Annotated in this window: 8 protein-coding genes; 6 read left to right on the plus strand and 2 right to left on the minus strand. The window is 61.1% G+C overall.

Annotation, left to right across the window (positions count from 1 at the left end; all coding sequences use genetic code 11):
- The first annotated feature begins 695 nt into the window (after positions 1 to 695).
- The 5 genes from ACN6KF_RS06095 (at position 696) to ACN6KF_RS06115 (ending at position 15,801) form a co-directional block, all read left to right on the plus strand.
- Positions 696 to 2,594: an amino acid adenylation domain-containing protein gene (locus ACN6KF_RS06095; protein ID WP_434955979.1), complete on the plus strand. Its 1,899-nt coding sequence runs from the start codon at positions 696 to 698 to the stop codon at positions 2,592 to 2,594.
- Entirely contained in the window at positions 2,591 to 10,651 is an 8,061-nt protein-coding gene (locus ACN6KF_RS06100; protein WP_434955980.1) for an amino acid adenylation domain-containing protein, read from the plus strand. The genes ACN6KF_RS06095 and ACN6KF_RS06100 overlap by 4 nt, the downstream gene beginning before the upstream one ends.
- 5 nt (positions 10,652 to 10,656) lie before the next feature.
- On the plus strand, positions 10,657 to 13,113 hold the full coding sequence (locus tag ACN6KF_RS06105) for a condensation domain-containing protein (protein ID WP_434955981.1): 2,457 nt from the start codon (positions 10,657 to 10,659) through the stop codon (positions 13,111 to 13,113).
- Between the two features lie 62 nt (positions 13,114 to 13,175).
- Positions 13,176 to 14,222: an alpha/beta hydrolase gene (locus ACN6KF_RS06110; RefSeq protein WP_434955982.1), complete on the plus strand. Its 1,047-nt coding sequence runs from the start codon at positions 13,176 to 13,178 to the stop codon at positions 14,220 to 14,222.
- Positions 14,223 to 15,096: 874 nt separating this feature from the next.
- Positions 15,097 to 15,801 (plus strand): LuxR C-terminal-related transcriptional regulator, encoded by a 705-nt coding sequence (locus ACN6KF_RS06115; protein ID WP_434955983.1) that lies wholly within the window; start codon positions 15,097 to 15,099, stop codon positions 15,799 to 15,801.
- A gap of 375 nt (positions 15,802 to 16,176) precedes the next feature.
- On the opposite strand, the gene ACN6KF_RS06120 is transcribed toward ACN6KF_RS06115, so the two are convergent.
- Positions 16,177 to 18,402 (minus strand): EAL domain-containing protein, encoded by a 2,226-nt coding sequence (locus ACN6KF_RS06120; RefSeq protein WP_434955984.1) that lies wholly within the window; start codon positions 18,400 to 18,402, stop codon positions 16,177 to 16,179.
- 229 nt (positions 18,403 to 18,631) lie between these two features.
- Positions 18,632 to 19,423, minus strand: a complete 792-nt coding sequence (locus tag ACN6KF_RS06125; RefSeq protein WP_434955985.1) for a LuxR C-terminal-related transcriptional regulator — start codon at positions 19,421 to 19,423, stop codon at positions 18,632 to 18,634.
- A gap of 596 nt (positions 19,424 to 20,019) precedes the next feature.
- On the opposite strand from ACN6KF_RS06125, the gene ACN6KF_RS06130 reads away from it, so the two are divergent.
- Positions 20,020 to 21,177: a helix-turn-helix domain-containing protein gene (locus tag ACN6KF_RS06130; protein WP_434955986.1), complete on the plus strand. Its 1,158-nt coding sequence runs from the start codon at positions 20,020 to 20,022 to the stop codon at positions 21,175 to 21,177.
- Positions 21,178 to 21,318: the final 141 nt, after the last annotated feature.

Genomic DNA, 21,318 nt, shown 5'->3' on the forward strand with positions numbered 1-21,318 from the left:
CTCCACTTTTAATCTCGCGTCGTAAGGCTATCGGAGTATGGGCGCGAGGCTCCGGGGGCGATGAAACCTACTCCTTTTGGTCCAACTTTGCCTATCGGGTGGGGGGAGGGCATTCAATTTCCCGAATTGAGACTGTGATCTTCGAACTCTACAATAATCGCAGTGTTTCGTTGGATGGGTTCTTTGAGTCTGCATCGAGCTTCGCCGGTTTTCTTGATTGCCGCAAAGGTCATTTTGTTTTGCTGGAGCCATGAAAGCGAAAGAAGCCTACCACTCTAATAATTCCTTCGTCGAATGTAATGTACCTCGTAAGTTTTTAGGTTTTCTTGCGAAGATTTTGCCATTTCACGGTAAATTCACGCATGGTTTCGAAACATAAGATCGCGTCGATATTAAAGTATTGCTCACGCATATCTGGAGTGAGGAAGGCAAAAGCTAGTCTGGGAATGTTCGACACGATTGTGGGGTTTGTTTGCCGGGAGTGTGTGAAAGCGCACACGAGGCATCCGAGAGCCGGGGTACTCCGGCTTGCGGTCAGCCGTGAGTTCAGCACCTCTCGCCGCCCCGATGGGTCGAAGGAAAGCAATGGGTATTACATCGGTGCTGGAGGGCGTCGGCAACGGCGGCTCGGCGGCACGGCCTGCGGCAGAACGATCTTCCGGGGCGACTATCACACGATTTTGCATGGGGGCTGCGTGAGCACGTTTCAAACCAACTTGTCTGTCCATCAACTGATCAGCGAGCAGGCCGCGCTTCGCCCCGACAGCCTTGCCGTAACCTGCGACGGCGTTTCGATCACCTTCGGCGAATTGAACGCCCGCGCCAACCAGCTCGCCCATCGCCTGCTCAAGATGGGCGTGAAGCCCAATACATTGGTCGCCATCGGCCTGGAGCGATCGATCGATATGGTCGTGGGCATGCTGGGCATCATGAAATCGGGCGCCGCCTATCTGCCGCTCGATCCGAGCTATCCGCGCGAGCGACTGACCTTCACACTGGAGGATGCCCGGCCTCTGGCATTCGTGACCACGACCAGTGGCCGCCCGACGCTGCCGCCGAGCGATCTGCCGATGATTTTGCTGGATCAGGACGCCAATAGCCTTAGCGCCGAACCGGTCACGAATCCGGATATTGCCATCGATCCGCAGTCGCTCATTTATGTCATCTATACCTCTGGTTCCACTGGCCGGCCGAAGGGATGCAAGCTGTCGCACCACAATGTCGTGCGGCTGTTCCACGCAACCGATCACTGGTTCGGTTTCGGGCCTGAGGATGTTTGGACCTTCTTCCATTCGCACGCCTTCGACTTCTCCGTGTGGGAGATCTGGGGAGCACTGGTCTATGGGGGCCGCGTGGTGGTGGTGCCTCATCGCATCAGCCGTTCGCCCGAGGATTTCCTGGACCTGCTCGTCCATGAAAAAGTGACCGTGCTCAACCAGACACCGTCCGCTTTCCGCACCTTGATCGAGGTCGACAGGCGCCGTGCGGAGGCTTCTGCCCTGGCCCTGCGCTACGTGATCCTAGGTGGCGAAGCCCTCGAGTTCCAGATGCTGCGGCCCTGGTTCAATCGTTATGGCGATGCCAAGCCACGCATCATCAATATGTACGGCATCACCGAAACCACCGTCTTCGTGACCTATCGCCCCGTGTCTGCGGCCGAACTCGACGGCAACCGGGCAAGCCTGATCGGCGTGCCCATCCCCGATCTGACCATCCATGTGCTCGACGAGAACCGCAAGCCTGTCCCGGTGGGCGAGGAAGGTGAAATCTATGTCGGCGGGGAGGGGGTCTGCCTCGGCTATCTGAACCGTCCCGAGCTGACGGCGGAGCGTTTCATCGACTGGCAGCCCTCGGAAGATCAGGTTGCCGAGAAGCTGTACAAGACCGGCGACCTCGTCCGGCGTACGGCGGATGGCGATCTCGAATATCTTGGGCGCAGCGATCACCAGGTGAAGATCCGCGGCTTCCGCATCGAGACGGGAGAAATCGAAAACCAGCTTATGCGCCATCCGGCCGTCACGGCTTGCGCCGTGATTGCTCGCACGGACGGGCCCGGTGAAGCGAAGCTGGTCGCCTACATCGTGCCTTCGGCAACTCCGGCCGATGCCGCCAACCTGAAGACGCATCTGTCGCAGACCCTGCCGGACTACATGCTTCCCTTCGCCTTCGTCGATCTGAGCGAATTGCCGATGACGGAGAACGGCAAGCTCGACCGCAAGGCGCTGCCGATCCCGACTTTCACCGCCAGCCCGATCGTGCCGGAGGCGCGCGATGAGCTCGAACAGAAGATCGCGGCCATCTGGGCGCGTGTTCTGTCCGTGCCCGACGTCAGTACCAAGATCAATTTCTTCGATCAGGGCGGGAGTTCGCTGCAGATTCTCACCGTTCTCGGTGAAATCCAGGAAAGCATCCATCCTCAGCTTCGCCTGAGCGACGTGTTCGAGCGCCCCACCATCACGGCGCTGGCCAATTTCATCCGTTCGAGCGCCGCACCTGTTACGGCGCCCGCCGCTCGGCCCGAGAATCTCCGGGCCCGCCAGCAGGCCGAGGCGCTCCAGCGCCTGCGTCAGCGCCAGATGGGAGCGGGCAGGTGAGCTCCATCTCCGACCTTCCGCTCAACGCCATCGCGGTGATCGGCATGGCGGGCCGCTTTCCCGGCGCCCGCTCTGTCGGCGAGTTCTGGCAGAACCTGCGCAATGGCGTTGAATCGATCACGCGTTTCGAGGACAGCGAGCTCGAAGATACGTTTGGCCCCGAAGTCCGGCGCGCGCCCAATTTCGTACGGGCCCGGCCGATTCTGCCCGATGTCGAGTTTTTCGATGCTGAGTTCTTCGGCATGTATCCGCGCGAGGCGGAACTGACCGACCCGCAGCATCGCATCTTTCTCGAATGTGCCTGGGAAGCCCTGGAAGACGGTGGCTATGATCCGGCCACGTTCCCAGGCAGCATCGGCGTCATCGCCGGCTGTAGCATGAACACCTATTTCCTCCACCACGTCGTCGGCAATCGTAACGTGTCGGAGGATTTCACCAATGCCTTCCAGGTCGCACAATACCCGATGCTGCTCGGCGCCAGCCGCGAATTCCTGGCGACGCGGGTGTCCTACAAGTTCAACCTGACCGGGCCGAGCTTCAGCGTGAACACGGCCTGCTCGACCTCGTTGATGGCGATCGCGCAGGCCTGCCAGCAATTGCTGCTGTTCCAATGCGACATGGTCGTTGCTGGCGGCGTTTCCATCACTTTCCCGCAGAAGCGAGGCTATCTGACCCAGGAAGGCGGCATGGTATCGGAGGATGGGCACTGCCGCAGCTTCGACGCCGATGCCAAGGGCACCGTGTTCGGTAGCGGCGCTGGTGCCGTGCTGCTGAAGCGACTGGAAGACGCGCTCGCCGACGGCGATCATATCTATGCCGTGGTTCGGGGTAGCGGCGTCAACAATGACGGTGCGGCCAAGGTCGGCTATACCGCGCCGAGCTCCGATGGCCAGGCGGCCGCCATCATGATGGCGCATGCCAATGCCGGCATCGATCCTACGTCGATCAGCTATGTCGAATGCCACGGCACCGCGACGCCGCTCGGCGACCCGATCGAGCTCGCGGGCCTGACCAAGGCATTCCGGGCGACCGGAGATGAGGGCCGCCAATATTGCGCCATCGGCTCGGTAAAGAGCAATGTCGGCCATCTCGATGCGGCGGCCGGCGTGGTCGGCTTCATCAAGACGGCGCTCAGCCTCGAGAACCGCCAACTGCCGGCGACGCTGCACTTCAAGAAACCCAATCCGCGTCTCGACATCGAGAACAGCCCGTTCTTCGTCAATGCGGCGCTGACGGAATGGCAGGAGGGGCCTGAGCCGCGCCGTGCGGGCGTCAGCGCCTTCGGCGTCGGTGGCACCAACGTGCATGTCGTGCTCGAAGAGGCCCCCTCGCTGGAGCCGCGCGCGGCCGGCAGGACTGTCGAAATCCTCACGCTGTCGGCGCGGAGCGAGACAGCTCTGGCCAAGGCTCGTGCCGCCCTGGCCGGCCGGTTGAGTGCCAATCCGACGCTGGAGCTTGCGGATGTCGCCCATACGCTGCAGGTGGGGCGCAAGGCATTCGACCATCGCTGGTCGGCGGCCTGCAATGATATCCCGGCCGCTGTCGCAGCCCTGAACGATCCGGCGGCACGCGCCTTCAAGGCCGCCGGTGATCCGGGCGTCGTGTTCATGTTCCCGGGGCAGGGGTCGCAATATCCCGACATGGGGCGCGGCCTCTATGAAGCCGAGGCAGGTTTCCGGGCCGACATCGACCGTTGCGCGGCGATCCTGCGCCCTCATCTGGAGCGCGATCTCAAGGAACTGCTTTATCCGGCCAAGCGCGAGGCCGATGATCACAAGCGCTTGGCCGCCACCTGCTATGCCCAGCCCGCGATCTTTGCGGTCGAATATGCATTGGCCCGATTGTGGATCAGCCGGGGAATCGTGCCACGCGCGATGATCGGGCATAGCGTTGGCGAATTCGTCGCAGCCTGCCTTGCCGGGGTCTTTACGCTCGAAGAGGTGTTGCCGCTCGTAGCCGCCCGCGGCCGCCTGATGCAGAACCTTCCGTCGGGGGGCATGCTGGCGGTAAGGCTTCCCGAGGCGGAGCTTGCGCCTTTGCTCGGCGCTAATCTTGCCATCGCAGCGATCAATGGTCCTGCACTGTGTGTCGCGTCCGGGCCGGACGCCGCCATCGATGCGCTGGAAGCGCAGTTGAAGGCGCGTGGCGTCGTCAGCCGCCGGCTTCACACCTCGCACGCCTTCCACTCCCCCATGATGGATCCAATCATCGCGCCCTTTACCGAGGAAGTGCGTAGGATCGGCCTGAAGCCGCCGACCATTCCCTACGTCTCCGGCGTCACGGGTCAATGGATCACGGGTGAAGCTGCGACATCGCCCGACTACTGGGCCCGCCATTTCCGTGAGCCGGTTCGCTTTGCCGACGGCTTGGGCCTCCTGCTCGGCGATGCGGCGACGGTCCTGCTCGAAGTCGGCGCCGGCAACACACTGACCACGCTGTCACTGCAAGGCGCAGCGAGGGGCAGGGCCGTGGTTTCCTGCCTGCCCGACGCCGCGCGCGAGCGGCCCGACCAGGACACCATGGCCGAGGCCATGGGTCGCTTGTGGACTGCCGGCGTGGCCGTCGACTGGGCGTTGCAGCCGACCGAGGCGACGCGTCGCAGGGTGCCTTTGCCGACCTATCCTTTCGAACGCACGCGCCACTGGGTCGAGTCACCCATGCGGCAGAGCACTCCCGTGGCTGCGGCCAACCCGCACGCCGCCCCACGATCCGAACCGGCATCTGCGGAAATTGCACCGCCTGCCGAAATCCTCGCAATGCCGCTCCTCGAGCAAACCGTGATGTCCGACATGACCGCCCGCACAGATACCATCAAGGCCGCCATCATCTCGATCTTCGCCGACCTTTCCGGCGAGGACGTGGCTTCCGCCGAACCCGGCACGACCTTCCTGGAGATGGGCTTCGACTCCCTGTTCCTGACCCAGGCTGCTCAGGAGCTCCTGAACAAGTTCGGCCTCAAGATCACCTTCCGTGCGCTCCTGGGAGATCTCGGCAGCATCGAGGCCCTGACGGAGCATGTCGCAGCGGCGTTGCCGCCCGAAAAATTCGCACCTGCTCCAGCCGAACCAACGCCGGTCCCGATGGCCGCGGTATCTGCCGTCGCGACGGCTCCGGGGGGCGTTTCGACGATCAGCCAGCCCGCGCCGCTTCTTTCGGCGGTGTTGCCGCTTGCCGGCACAAGGGCCGGCGTCGAGGGCTTGATGCGTGACCAGTTGCAGGTCATGGGCCAGTTGATGCAGCAGCAGCTCGAGGTGCTGCGCGGCGGGGCGGTATTGCAGGCTCCTGCCGTCCAGGCCGTGATGGCTGCCCCTCCCGCCGTGCCGGCTACATCGCAGGGCCAGGCTCCCGTCGCCTCACAGCCTGCCGCGGCTGCCCCGGCCGATGGCGCGCCGGTGAGGGAATTGCCGTCGCGCTTCGCCGTCTCCAAGAACACCCAGAAGTCGCAGGATCAGGGGCTCGATGCCCGCCAGCGTGGTCATATCGAAGCGCTCGTGGCGCGTTGGAATGCCCATAGCCCCGGCTCCAAGCAGTTGACGCAGGATTATCGCAACGTCCTGGCCGATCCGCGCGCTGCCTCGGGCTTCAATCCCGATTGGAAGGAGATGGTCTATCCCGTGATCGCGGCCCGCTCGAAGGGCTCGCGCATTTGGGACGTCGACGGCAATGAATATATCGACCTAGTCAACGGCTACGGTCAGACCATGTTCGGCCATGCGCCTGATTTCGTGGTCGAGGCGGTCGACAGGCAGTTGCACGAAGGTTTCGCCATCGGCCCGCAATCTGCCAGGGCGGGCAAGGTTGCGGCTCTCTTCTGCGAGATGACCGGTAATGAGCGCGCCACCTTCTGCAACACCGGCTCGGAAGCCGTGATGGCGGCCATGCGAGTGGCGCGTACGGTCACCGGGCGCAAGCGCGTCGTCACCTTCGCCGGCGACTATCACGGCCAGTTCGACGAGGTGTTGGTCAAGGGGCAGGTCCGGCAGGGTGAGCATCGCACACTGCCGGTGGCGCCGGGAATTCCGCCGCAGTCGGTTGAGAACGTCACCGTGCTTGAGTATGGCTCGGACGACGCGCTCGCTTGGATTCGCGAGCATGCCGGTGAGCTTGCCGCCGTCGTGGTCGAGCCTGTACAGAGCCGGCGCCCGGACCTGCGTCCCGTCGAGTTTCTCAAGCAGGTTCGCGCTGTTACCGAAACCTCCGGCACCGCGCTGGTGTTCGACGAAGTGGTGACCGGCTTCCGCATGCATCCCGGGGGCATGCAGCATCTGTTCGACATCAAGGCGGATCTGGCCTGCTACGGCAAGGTGGTTGGCGGTGGGCTGCCGGTGGGAGTTCTTGCCGGCAAGGCCAGCTTCATGGATGCACTTGACGGCGGCGACTGGCGTTATGGCGACGATTCCTACCCGGAGGTCGGTGTTACCTTTTTTGCCGGCACCTTCGTTCGCCATCCGCTGGTCCTGGCCGCGCTCGAGGCCGTGCTCGAGCATCTGAAATCCAGGGGGCCGGCCTTGCAGGAGGAGGTCTCGGCCCGCATGGCGCGCCTGGTCGAGCAGTTGTCGGCCTGTTTCGCCGAATGTGGCTTGTCACTGCCGGTCCCGACCTATGGCAGCCTGTTCTATATCAATCCGAGCCACGACTACCGCTTTGGCAGCCTGCTTTACTATCATCTGCGTGCCCGCGGCATCTATGTGCATGAGGGCTTCCCCTGCTTCCTGACCACGGAGCATACGGACGAGGACGTCACCCGCATCGTTCAGGCTTTCCGCGACAGCATCGAGGCGATGCAGGCCGACGGCATGCTGCCCGGTGGTCCTCCGGTTGCGGGCGGTGACAGCAAGACCGGGGCGGCGCCGAAAGCGGCCACTCCGACGGGGCCGATTGCGCCGACTGCCTCCCAGACCGAAGTTTGGCTTTCCGCGCAGCTTGGCGACGAGGCTTCCTGTGCCTTCAACGAGTCCATCAGCCTGAGTTTTGATGGCGCTCTCAATGCGGCGGCCCTGCGCGATTCCCTCAACGACGTGATCGCGCGTCACGATGCGCTGCGCATCCACTTCGACACGACCGGGACCCGCATGAGCTTCGCACCCGAGCTCCGCCTGGACCTGCCACTCGTGGATGTTTCAGGAGAAGCCTCGCCGCAACGGGCTCTGAAGGCGCGGATCGAGCTGGATGCCAGGACTGCCTTCGATCTCGTGGGTGGCCCGTTGGTGCGCGGCGAACTAGTCCGGCTGGCGCCGGATCGGCACGTCCTCGTCTTTACCGCTCATCACATCGTCTGCGACGGCTGGTCGGTCAATGTGCTGATTGGCGAACTCTCGGAGTTCTATCGGGCCAGGGTTGAGAACAGCAAGCCCGTGCTGGCCGATCCGCTCCCCTTCAGCCGCTATGCGCAGACCTTGCGGGAAGTGGCTGATGACGAAACCTATTGGGTCGGCCAGTTCCGTACAGCGCCACCGCCTCTCGAGCTGCCCTGCGACCGCGCGCGGCCGCCGATCAAGACTTTCAACGGCGGTTCGACCCAGTTTGCCATCGAAAGGCCGCTCTATGAAGCGGTCCGCAAGGCCGGGGCCAAACGCGGCAGCACCTTGTTCGCCACGCTGCTCGCTGCCTTCGAGATCCTGATGGGCCGCCTTGCTGGCCAGAACGAAGTGGTGGTCGGTATTCCAGCCGCCGGTCAATCCCTGGTCGAGGACGACAGGGCTCTGGTCGGCCATTGCGTCAACCTGCTGCCGCTGCATGCGTCCTGGCAGGACGGCATGAGCTTTGCTGATTTTCTGGCCGCCACCAAGCAGAGCGTGCTGGAGGCCTATGACCATCGCAGCTGCACGCTCGGCACCATCCTGCGCAAGCTGACTCTCCCGCGCGATGCCAGCCGGCTGCCGCTTGCCGAAGTCCAGTTCAATCTGGAGCGCCTGGGTGGGGATCTGGCCTTTCCCGGGCTGACGACCGAAGTCGTCCCCAACCCGAAGAGCTTCTCGACCTTCGATCTCTTTGCGAATGTGACGGAATCCGCCAACGGCTTGCGCATCGATTGCGACTATAATGCCGATCTCTTCGACGAGGAGACGATCCGCCGTTGGCTGGGGCATTACCGCACCTTGCTGCAGGCGATCGCCGACGACATCACGACGCCGATCGAGCGTTTGCCGTTACTGGCTGCCGGTGATTTGACTGCCACTCTGGCCGGACCGTCCATGCCCGCGCCTTCCGACCCGAGCCTGCTCACCATTCACGGACTGATCGAGGCCCAGGCCTCTGCCAATCCGCAGGCCGTGGCTGCACTCTTCGAGGATCAACAGCTCACCTACGGCGAGCTCGACCGTCGAGCTGGCCAGCTTGCAGCGCATTTGCGCGATCGGGGCCTCGGCAAGGGCGCGCGTGTTGCCGTGCTGGTCGATCGTTCGCTCGACATGCTCGTTTCCCTGCTGGCCGTGCTGAAGGCGGGCTGTGCCTATGTTCCTCTTGCCACCAATCACCCGGCATCCCGGCTCAATGGCATTCTGGCGGAGGCCGAGGTCGCGGCCGTGTTGAGCCAGGCGGCCTATGACGACATTGCTTCGGCTGCCGCCGTGACGATCCTGGTCGATCGCGACCGCGACGCGATCGCCGCATGTCAGCCCTTGCCGACGCCGGGCATCAAGGCGAGCAGCGAGGATCTTGCTTATGTCATCTTCACCTCTGGCTCGACGGGCAAGCCCAAAGGGGTCGAAGTGACCCATGGCTGCGTCGCCAATTTCCTCGCATCGATGCGTCAGGTACCGGGCTTCACCGCCGAGGACCGGCTGCTGGCTGTCACCACGATCTCCTTCGACATTGCGGCGCTCGAACTCTATCTGCCGCTGGCTTGTGGGGGCAGCGTGGTCATCGCGCCCCAAAGCGAGACGGCGGATGGCCATGCCTTGCTCAAGCGTCTGGAGAACTGCGGTGCCACCGTCATGCAGGCGACCCCGATCACCTGGGTGATCCTGCTCGAATCCGGTTTCAAGCCATCGCCGAAGCTGAAGATGCTCTGCGGCGGGGAAGCACTGCCGCGCAGCCTTGCGGATCAATTGGTCCAGAATGGCGGGCAGCTTTGGAACATGTATGGCCCGACCGAGACCACGATCTGGTCGTCGGTCGCCCATATCCGTCCAGGGCCGGAGCCGATCACGGTCGGCCACCCCATCGCCAATACCCAGTTCCACGTGCTCGACAAGTTCGATCGCGTGCAGCCGCTCGGCGTGGTGGGCGAGCTCCATATCGGTGGCGATGGCGTCGCCCGCGGTTATTTCCGCCGCCCGGATCTGACGGCCGAGAAGTTCATTGCGGACAGTGTTTCCGGCACGCCCGGTGCGCGGCTCTATCGTACGGGTGATCTTGCCCGCCTCATGCCGGGTGGCCGTCTCCAGCTCCTTGGGCGCAATGATCACCAGGTGAAGCTGCGTGGCTTCCGCATCGAGCTCGGCGAGATCGAGGCCGCGATCGCCAAGGCGGGCCTCGACGTCAATGCAGTGATCCTGCGCGAGGACATTCCGGGTGATCCCAGGCTCGTGGCCTATTACGAAGCTCCCGCTTCCACCGCGCCGAGCATAGAGGCTCTTCGCAATGCCCTCGGCCGGGACCTGCCCGACTATATGATACCCGGCCAGTGGGTCCGCTTGGACGCCATGCCGCGCGGTTCGAGCGGCAAGCTCGACCGCCGCTCCCTGCCCAAGCCGAGCGAGTCGGCCGCCAACGAGCTGTCGGCCACCTATGTCGCGCCGGGAAACCAGGCCGAGACGGTCCTGGCTGAAATCTGCGCCGAGGTTCTCGGCCAGCCGAGGATCAGCGTGGCGGACGACCTGCTCACGCTCGGTGCGGACTCGATCCATATCTTCCAGATCGTGGCACGGGCAAACCAGGCGGGGCTGAGCCTGTCGGCCAAAACCCTGCTGCAGCAACGCAGCATCACCAAGGCGGCGGCCACGCTTGCTGGGGTGGCACCCGTCACGGAACCTTCCGAGCTCCCGCAACTCGTTCGCGTTGCCAGGAGCAGCCGTCGAGTCGCCGCCAGCGCCCTGCAATCTCCGGAACGGTGAAGTCGATGGCTGGCTCTGAAACAGACAACGATGTCGGCATCGGCTCGCAAGAAGCCGATACGGACCTTTATGCCTTTCCCTGTTCATTGGCCCAGGCCCGCTTCTGGATCCTGGACCAGATCACGCCGGAAGACCCCGCGCTGAACGTTGCGGTGCGGTGGCGCCTGCGCGGTCGGCTCGATGCCGGTGTGCTCCAGCAAGCGCTGAACGCGGTGATCGACCGTCACGAGATCCTGCGCACCAGCTATCGCGACGTCGATGGCGAGCCCGAGCAACTCGTTCATCCCGCGGCGCCGATCCAGCTCCCGGTCATCGACCTGACATTGCTGCCGGAAGCGGGGCGCCATGAGGAAAGGGACCGCATCAGCCAGATCGAGGCTCGCAAGCCTTTCGACCTGACGCAGGTGCCCAATCTCCGCGCGACCCTGCTCAAAGTCGAGGCCGAAGAGCACATCGTCCTGGTCACTGTTCACCACATCGCCAGCGACGGTTGGTCGATGGGGATCATCGCGCGTGACATGATGGAATTCTACCAGGCCCGGCTGCGCGCCCGGACGCCGAAACTGGCCGACCTTCCTTTGCAATATGCCGACTTTGCGGTGTGGCAGAGCGAATGGATGAAGGCGGACGCGCTGAAGAACGAACGGGTTTACTGGACTTCGCAATTGGCCGGGTTCAAGCGCTTCGATCTTCCTGCAGACAAGGTGCTTGAGGGGACTGGCACCGCGCCGGCCTTCATCCTGGGGCGTCAGTTGCCCCGTACCTTGACTGATGCTGTGTCGGCGCTGGCCACGGCGGAAGGCTGCACCTTCTTCATGGTCGGAGCCGCGGCGCTGATGTGTCTCCTGCATCGCCGCAGCGGATGTGAGGATATTACGGTCGGTACGCAGATCGCCGGGCGGGATCGCGTCGAACTCAACGACATCGTCGGTCCCTTCATCAATACCGTGCCGTTGCGCGCCAGGATCACAGGCAATCCGAGCTTCCGGCAATTGCTAGCCCAGATGCATGACGTCATCGAGGGGGCGTTGCTCAATCAGCGTATGCCGATCGAGGACATCATCGCTATCGCCAAGCCTGTGCGCGAGCCCGGCCGCAATCCGCTGTTCTCCGTCAATCTGATCTGCCAGCGCTCGTTCATCTCCACCGATGAACGCCCGGAGCTCAGCCTGATCGACATGCCGTCCGTCTCGCCGGGGGCGCTCTACGACCTGAACTTTTTCTTCGTCGAGCGTCCCGACGGCTGGCGCATATCCTGCGAATACGACACCTCGCTCTACAACAAGGCGACGGTGGAAGGATATCTGGCGCAGCTGCAGGACTTGCTTGGCGGCTTCGTTGCCGATCTGGATCGACCGGTCGGTGAGGTCGGCAGCCACGCACCGCTTCCCGCACCTGCGCAGCAGTCCCCATCCGTGCGTGCATCCGAAGCCCTCGACAGTCGTGTTCGGGTGGAGGCCGAGCTTGCGGAGATCTGGGTCAATATCCTCAAGGTGCCGATCCTGAGCGTGAAGGACAATTTCTTCGCGCTCGGTGGGCATTCTCTCTCGGCGTTCCGGATGCTCTCACGCCTTGAGAAAGTCTTCGGCAAGCGCATTTCCTTTGACGATCTGCAGAGCCATCCTACTATCGGCGAGTTGGCAAAACTCCTGGGCGGACCGGTGGCCCCCGAGGCGAAGGCCGCGGTGGTCATGCAGCCGCACGGCGCGAGCACACCCATCTTCGCCTTGCACGACACCTTCATCTTTCAGGAGTTGGTCAATCATTTAGGGCAGGAACAGCCCTTCATTTCGGTCCCGTTGCCGACCTTCGTCGAGGGAGAGGCGGAAATCAGCCAGGCGGAGATGGTGGAGCACTGCGTGCGCATCATCGAGGAAGAGCGCCCGAACGGGCCCTACATCCTGCTCGGCTTTTGTGCTGCGGCCCGGCTCAATGTCGCGATCGCACGCCGTCTTATCGAGAGGGGACGCGCAATCGAGCTGTTCGTGACGCTCGATGCCTGGGCTCCCGGTTACTCGAAGCGTCAGTCACGGCTGAAGGGGAGGCTGGGACGATTCTCCTATCAAATTCAATCGGGGCTCTATTATGCCCGCTGTCTTCTCGGCGGCGCGGAACAGCGCCGACATGCCCTCAGGCGCATCCGTCTCTTCCTGCAGGCCGTATTCGGCCGCACGTCGTTCGGAGGGGGACCGGACGAGGATGCGCGGATAGGTCATTGGGTGTCCGAAGCTGGTCGGAATGAAGACGGCAGGCCCTTGCCCATGCCAATCCTCACCTTCCACAACGAGAACATGCCGCTCGGCTACTTCCTCGACAGAACCATGGGCTGGAGCGCCCTTACCTCGAAGGGCGTCACTATGGTTTCAGTGGCCGCGACCCATGAGGAACTCATCCGCCGTAATGCCTCCAGGATGATCGGTGACGTCATCAGGGCAACACTTAAACAGCAATCCGGCCATTGAGGATCTTCATGTCAGCCTCTCAGATCCGATCGCCGATGTGGTCGAGCAAAAAAAAGGGGCTCATGGGGGTGCTTTGCCTGGGAGCCGCATTGCTGGGGGCGGGTCTCGGTGTCGCCGGCCTGGCGCGGGCTGGAGATCCCGAGGTTGCAGTTACGGCTGTGCCGCTATCAGGGCTGTGTGGCGACAATTCCGCCACGCTGCCGCGCGATGTCGCTGGGCGCCTTGCGGTCAAGGCCTGGTATACCAAGCAGGCGGATGGCGTCGGCGCCTTGGCTCGGTCGCCCGTCATATTCTTCAATGCCGGCTGGGGCGGCAGCGTCGAAGGCCATATGAACCAGATCGATGCCCTGGTTCAGCGCGGCTATGTGGTGATCGGAATCGATCAGAAAGGTCCCGATGCCTACAGGGAGTTCGTCGATTTCTCGGGCGAGGCGGCGTTCGCGCGTACCCGGGCGGCCGTCGACCTCAAGGCAGGCGAGTTTGCCAAGGACAATATCGCTGTCTTCGATCTCCTACGGGCAGCCGTTCCCTGCGCTGACGATCGCGATGTTGCCTCAGTGCTGAAAAGGCTCGATTTCGAGCGGGTCGGAATCGTGGGTTATTCATTTGGTGGTGCGGTCGCCGCCGAAACCAGTAGGCAGGACCCACGTTTCAAGGCCGCCGTCAACCTCGATGGCTGGTTGTTCGGAGACGTCGGCAGGCTTGGCTTGAAACGCCCATTTCTTGAGATCAGCGACGATAGCGAGCTGCCGACGACGGCCGACCTCAATTCGAACGACACAGTACATCGCCTGACGTCCAGATTGACGGACGGAGATTACAAGCAGGTTCTGGTCAATATGGACCGATATGGCGGATATTTCCTAGTCATGGTCGGGAGCCGGCATCAGAGCTTCGTTGATGTCTCCCAACGATCGCTCCTGGCGCGGATGGCCTCCCTGTTGCCAAGCAGCAGACGCACGATCGAGGCGGTGAACATCTATGCCGGCGCTTTTCTCGACCGATATGTTGCTGGCGGAAGTTCCGATCTCAGTAAGCTCATCGCTTCGCCCGATGATGGCGTCAGGGTGGTATTCGCCAAGTCGCCTTCGATGGAGGCGACTCAATGAGAGAGAGCTTCACCGCGGGTTGCAGGGTTCACGATCGACGCGCGAACGTGATTCGCCATCAGTGTTCGGAAGTCACGAAATCGCCACGAAGCGACATGTTCCAATTCGAGAGCATCTTCTTTGTCGATGTCAAGCTCGCCGACGGCTGGGATGGAGGGCAAGCTTCTTCCAAAGATCTCCGGCCAATGTGTGCAATTAAACGAGCAAAGAAGGGAAGCTGTCGCAGCGCTTTCACGCGATGTTCTTTCTAAACTGTTGAAATGAAAGGGTGTTTCTCGAGAATTGGTGAGGCCGGCCTGTAACTTCAGGTTGTTCCGGTAGGAGTTCATATGCCTCGGATAAGTAAGAATCTTTTGTGACCGATGCGTGCAGCTTCATCCGTTCGATAGGTAACACAGTGCTTCCCCAACGGCATAAAGCGAGCTAATACGTCGGCGCCGTACTTTGGACCGATTGACCGCCTAAAAGTATCACGTCGGTGTCACGGGGGCTGGGGTCTAACGTAACGCATCATACAAAACTCCATGTGCTACTTCATATTCTTATGGAGTTTACAAAGAGGCTGATACGTAGTAGTAAAGTAGCTTGATAAATTATGCTTGGCTGTTGCTGCATTGAGATGCGGTATATGGTTATTATAACCCAAGCATAGAATAAAAATGCTCGGAATTGAGCATGTTGGTTGCCAGAATTTTGACTGCCACGGAGCTGCTGTCCCAAGCACGCGTGTGGTATTTGTCGGACGACTTGTTTGGAGATTGAGACTGTGACTGATTATTCCGCGAGTAGCCAAGCTTTGATGCCATTTGCGGTAGGTTCAGTGCTGCCGCTGAAGTCATCTTCCTCTGTCGTTGAGCTTAAGCGGGAGCGCCGTATGGATGACAGTCCTCAAGATGACCCCACTTCTGGCAAGCTCGACCAGGATTTGCAGACACGGATCGTCATCGTCGATGAGAATGCTCTTTCGCGTAGCTGCCTGATGCGTTGTCTTGCTGCGAGTGAAGGAAATTTCGTTGCGGAGGGCTATTCGCGTATCGCCGATTGGGAGGCCGCTGGGCCGACTACGACGATGCCTATCGTGCTTTTGTGTGCGACAGGGCGGAAGGCGACGGAAACCGCGATACGACGCGATTTGGATCTTGTTATCCAGGCGGCGCCGGACGCGAGGGTTATCCTCGTCTCCGATAATGAGGAGCCGGCGGAGATCGTTGCAGCTTTGGAACGGGGGGCAAGAGGCTACATCGCCATGAGCTCCAATCTCGACGTCGCGATTGCCGCTATTCGCCTAGTGCGTGCCGGCGGCACTTTTGTGCCAGCCAGTGGCCTGCTTTCGTCGCGTTCTCAAGGCGCCCAGGCGATCGAGGAAGGTGAAACCAACGGCAGGTCCCGGCAGACCGTCTTTACGCAGAGGCAGCTCGAGGTGATCGACCGCTTGCGGCAGGGCGAGTCGAACAAGCTCATCGCCTACAAGCTCAATATGGGCGAATGCACCGTCAAGGTGCATGTCCGTAACATTATGCGCAAGATCAAGGCGCGGAACCGCACCGAGATCGCTTTCCTGACCAATGAGCTGTTCTGAGACGCTACACCTAGCCGTCGGCGCCGATCCACCGCCCCGATACCACCTGGTATTGGGGCGGTTTTGTTTTAGCGGGCAGGTTGCCGGTTGTAATGGAACTATGAGCACGGGGCCCTACGGCGCCAAGCCCAATTCCAACATCAGGTCCGGTGCTCTGGAGCAAAACGCTTTCATGACTGAACGCTTGTTTGCTCTAAGTCCTTGTTTCGACGCGTCTTTGCGATTCTAAGTGACTCCGTCAAATCGCAAAACGCTCTCGCGATGATTGGGGGCGGAAGTTGCACATGACCGGGCGGCGGCCATCCCATCTGGATGCCCGCGTGCGCTGCTGGCTTTTCGTCGACTTGAAATTCCACCTCCCGGAGCGGAGATGGGTCAGGCAGTCAAAATCTCTGCCTTCATCTTTCGAGAAGCAGGCGAGCGGTTACCATCTTGCCTCTCCCGTAGCCAAAGTTCGAGATCGGCTGCATTCAAGGGGCGGCTCAGCAGATATCCCTGCACGATCTCGCAGCCCAGTTCCCGCAGCATTTGTTGCTGCGTTTCGGTTTCCACACCTTCAGCGATGACCGCGATGTTGAGGCTCTGACCGATGCTGTTGATTGCCGTCACCACGGCAAGCGCGCTGGGGTCGGTTACCATCCCCTCGATGAAGCTGCGATCGATCTTCAGCTCCGAGAAAGGAACATGGGTCAGGCGGCTCAAGCTCGAATAGCCGGTGCCGAAATCATCCATGGACAGTCCGACGCCGAGAGCCTGGATGGCGGCGATGGTGGCTAAGGTGGTCGGATGATCGTCCATCATCACGCCTTCGGTGATCTCCAGCATCAAGGTGTGCTTGGGAATGTCGTATTGGCGCAGCAGATGAGCCACGACATCGGGCAGATTGCGGTTACGGAAATGCAGGGGTGAAAGATTCACTGAAATCGCCGGAATGTGCTTGCCAGCCGCTCGCCAGACGGCCATCTGGCGGCAGGCCTCGCTGAGCGCCCAGATGCCGATTTCATCGATCAGGCCGATCTGCTCGGCGATCATGATGAAGCGGCTGGTGGAAATATCGCCCAAAACGGGATGAGCCCAACGGATGAGGGCCTCGACACCGTGCAGGGTACCATCCGCGAGGTTGACTTGCGGCTGATAGAGCAATCGCAACTGCCCCTGCGAGACGGCTTCACGCAGGGCTGCGCCCAAGATCACCCGCTCCTGCGCGCCGTCGACAACCTCATGTTCATACAGGCAAACGGCTTCCTGTCCTGCTGCCTTGGCTTTGCAGGCGGCGGAATCGGCCCGTTTCAACAGGGTTTCGACATCGGTGCCATTATCTGGATAAAGGCTGATGCCGATGCTGATCGAGATCGGCAGCAACAGATCCGCGATCGCAAAAGGTTTGGCGACCGCGTCCACCAGCTTTCTGGCAACCATGCTGGCATAGGCACTGTCGGCCTCCGGCAGCATGATCACGAAGACATCGCCGCCGAAGCGCCCGACAATGTCGATGGGTCGAAGCTGGTTCTGCAAGCGGGTGGCGACCTGGCCGAGGATCTGATCGGCTGTGGAATGGCCGAATGTATCGTTGATGTCCTTGAAGCGTTTGACGTCGAGGCGCAGCAGCGCCATCGTGCCTTGCTTCTCACTGGCTTCCACGATCGCCTGGCCGGCCTTTTGATAAATCTGGCGGCGATTGGGCAGGCCGGTCAGCATATCGAAATAGGCAAGTCGGTTGATATGCTCCTTGGCCTCGTGCTGCTCGATCGCCAGGGCGCACAGATGAACGCAGGCTGTGACGATTTCCTCATGCAGATAGCTGGGGCCACGTTTTTCGCGGAAATAGAAGGCGAAGGTGCCGGCAACCCGGCCATCCCGCAGCTTGATGGGGACGGACCAGCAGGCCCGCAGACCCAGCGGCAAGGCCAGCCCCTTGTAAGGAGTCCAAAGCGGATTCGTCTCGATATCGTCGACGAGCACGGGCTCACCGAAATAGGCTGCCGTCCCGCAGGAGCCGACGCTGGGACCGATCGCGATCCCATCCAAGGCGTCCGAATAATATTGCGGCAGGCTTGGGGCGGCGAGGGGGTGGAGCAGGCCGTTGTGGTCTACCCTCAGAATCGTCGAGATGACGTCTCGCGTGATGAACTCGGCCTTCTTGCAGATGAATTCCGATACGCTCTCCAGCGAGGCGCCGGATACCAACTCCTCCAGCACATTGTTCTGGAGCGTCTGAATCATTCGCGCAGGGGTATTGCTATGGATGGTGACAATCGTCTCAGTGACGTTCTCGTCAATGTCACGAATATGATCGGTATAGATCAGCAGCGTGATTTCATTGCCGAATTTGTCGCGGCCATTGATCTCTTCCAGGCCGCCGCGCTTGGCGTTGACGAGACGCTCGAGGCTGAGGCGGGCCGCCGAAGGGGTGGCCTTGCTGATGAGCACCGAAACGAGCGGGCGACCGATCACGTCCTCGGACTGATATCCGAGCATCTTGGTGAAGCTGGGGTTGATCCAGACTATTTCGCGCCGGGCGTTGAGAACCGCAACTGCCTTGTCGCTCTCCTGAACCGAACGGCCGAGGAGCTGAATGCCTCTGTCACGCGTAAGTGGCATGCTTCTTTCCAATGTATCCTTGTCGTGCCTGACGATCATTGGCGCGCCTCGGCGAAGCAGACATCGCAATTGAGATCGCCAACGATGCTACAGCACTCCAGTGGTCTTGTTAAGATTTCATCGGGGTCGACATTGGACGCATCAGAATCCGAGGTCGGAGCAACGTTTGTCAGGCTATTCGATACTTCTCGCACCGGTGGTCATTTGGTTTCAACAGCCTTTTGGTGTGCTATTGTGACTGAAAGAGTTCGCTGGTCATGCAGACGAGTTCGGTTCTGTTGCGAGCCTGAATCTTCTTCATCATGTTTCGCACGTGGACCTTCACGGTGCATTCGCTCATGTTGAGCTTGTGAGCGATGACCTTGTTCGGATCACCCTTGCGAAGATTTTCAAGCACGGTCAACTGCCGTTCAGTCAGCAAGGCGGAAGCGCGCCTCTGCGGCTTGACTTCGGCAGCAGGCGAACTGGCGCCGCGCACGGAAAGCAGGCTGCTGGCAGGAATGAACGTGCCGCCGACATTCACCAGATTGACGGCACCGATGGTCACGTCGAGATCCAGGCTCATCGGCACATAACCCTTGGCGCCGCGCTCCAGCGCGGCGACCATGCCGGCAGGGTCCTCGACGTCGGAGATTACGATGACCCTCGCGTCGGCCGTCGTCTGCAGGATGGCATCCAAACCCTGGTGGAGGGCGGTTTCGGTCGCCTGGCGCCCGGTTGCGCACAGGAGAATGATTGGCATGGCGGACTTCGTTGCCGCATCCTGCCATTCCCGGATGCTTTCATAAGCGCGGATTTCGAACTCGCTGACAGCGTCACCAAGGCAACGGCTCAGGCAGTCACGCGTGAAGGTGTTGTCGTTGATGATGCTGATCGTGGCTTTTTCTGCCACGCTGTCCTTGTCCTTGCGGATGGGCGAGGCCTCATCGCTGGCCTCGTCGAAGGCCCGTCTGTCGCGCTGGTACTGCAAGGGCCGCCGCCTGTCGAGGATGGTGGAAGCGTCTGGGAAGGCGATGTTCATGATCAATCCGCAACGTGTTGGTACTATGCTGACTAAGGGGCAAGTTATGCGAGATTGATGATTTGGTCGTTAGCTTGGAGTCCGCAGACATAGCAATGAGTACAAATTCCGAGGCAATCTGGTCCGGACGTGGTAGCAAAATGTCTCCAAGGGCGTATGGCCTCATACGCCTTGCCCTCGCGGGAGCTGTGCCAGGGGCGGGGATTTGAGCTCTTTTGCCGTATATATTGTTACTGCCTGAGTACGCACGCGTGAGGGGACGGCGGCGAAGGGCGGAATTTGCGATGGAGATATGCCTCTGTATAATTGGTAATAACCTCTACGATATATCCGTTGAACGGTATGATTTTATGAAATATCCCCTTGGGCATGGCGCAACCTTACCGTGCGACACGTTGGTTTGCGCAACAGGCAGGAATCGGCAATCCACTTGTGCATAAGGTAAAGGAGGAGGGGCTGGACGCGTTGAAAAGTCTCTTTTGAAGATTTCCTTTGTTGTTCATAATAACAGGTGCGGTCGCCACCTCGAGGTGCCGTCGGCAAGATATATGAGCTCCCGATTTGCGTGAGCCTGCCGCGAAAGCGAGGAAAACAGAATGGACGATGGCGCGTCCCGCAACGATCAGAAGCCGGTCTCCGGTGCCCCGGCCCAGCGCCCTGGCAAGGAGCGCCGCCGTTGGTCGCGACAATCCGGTTCTCAGCAAAACGACAATCCACCTCCACCTCCAGCTCTGGCGCCTCTGGTTTTTTCGACAGAAACATTCCCGCCGCGCGAGCAGTTCGAGGCCTGGCAAGCGCTCAATGCGCCGCTTGCCGATCTGACGCTTCCCGATGGCGTGACGGCGGAGCAAGGATTTGCAGCGCGTCAGATCGCGTGGAATCTCGGCGGCATGCTGGTCGTGCAGCAGAAGGCGTCTGCCCACAGTTATCATCGTTCCGCCGCTAAGCTTCGCTCCAGTCTCATCGATCATTGGGTGGTCATTCTCGGGCGCGAGGGAAAGGCATGGACAGAGGTTGGCGGACGTGTCGTCGAGAGCCAGCCGGGAACGGTCGAGATCCGCTCTCTCGGCCACGCTTTCCGCGGCAGAATGCTCGAATCGCAGAGCCTGACGCTTTATTTGCCGCGCGATCTCTTTGCCGATTCGACTGCGATTCTCGATGCCGACAACAATCGGATTCTGTCGCGTAACCTTGCCGGCCTGCTGGTCAGCCACGTCGACACCGTGGAGGCACGGTTGAGCGAGTTCAGCAAGGATGATCTACCCGGTGTGGTCAATGCCACCAGGGATATGGTCCTGGCCTGTGTGGCTTCCACCGAAGAGCGGGTGGTGGCGGCCAGCAAGCACGGAACGGTGGCACCCATGGAACGTGCCCGGCGCTTCATCCGCAATAATCTACAAACAACCGCCATTACGCCCGACCTGTTATGCCGGGAACTCGGCATATCGCGGACTCATCTCTACCAGTTGTTCGAGCCGAGCGGCGGTGTGGTTCACTACATCCAGAAACAACGGCTGCTCGCCGCTCACGCCGCGCTCAGCGATCCGTCGGACCGCCGCTTGATCGCCGATATTGCCGAGAGTTTCGGCTTCGCATCGGCGGCTGATTTCAGCCGCGCTTTCAGCCGGGAGTTCGGCTACAGTCCACGGCAGGCGCGCAGCGCCCCCGCGCCGAGCCGTCTGGTGAAAGACAGCGCTCAGGATGCGGATGGCCTGCCCTCGTTCGAGCGCTGGCTCAGGGCTTTGGGAAGCTAAAGTGTTTTTGCGATTTGAAGGAGTGGCCTAGAATCGCAAGGGCCCTTTCCAGACAAGAAGCTAGAGCAAAGCGCGTTCAGGCTTGAACGCGCTTTGCTCTAGGTGACGATGGCACGGTGTCATGATCGCTTGGCAATGATA

The organism is Labrys methylaminiphilus subsp. lupini (assembly GCF_051161885.1).
GTDB lineage: Bacteria > Pseudomonadota > Alphaproteobacteria > Rhizobiales > Labraceae > Labrys.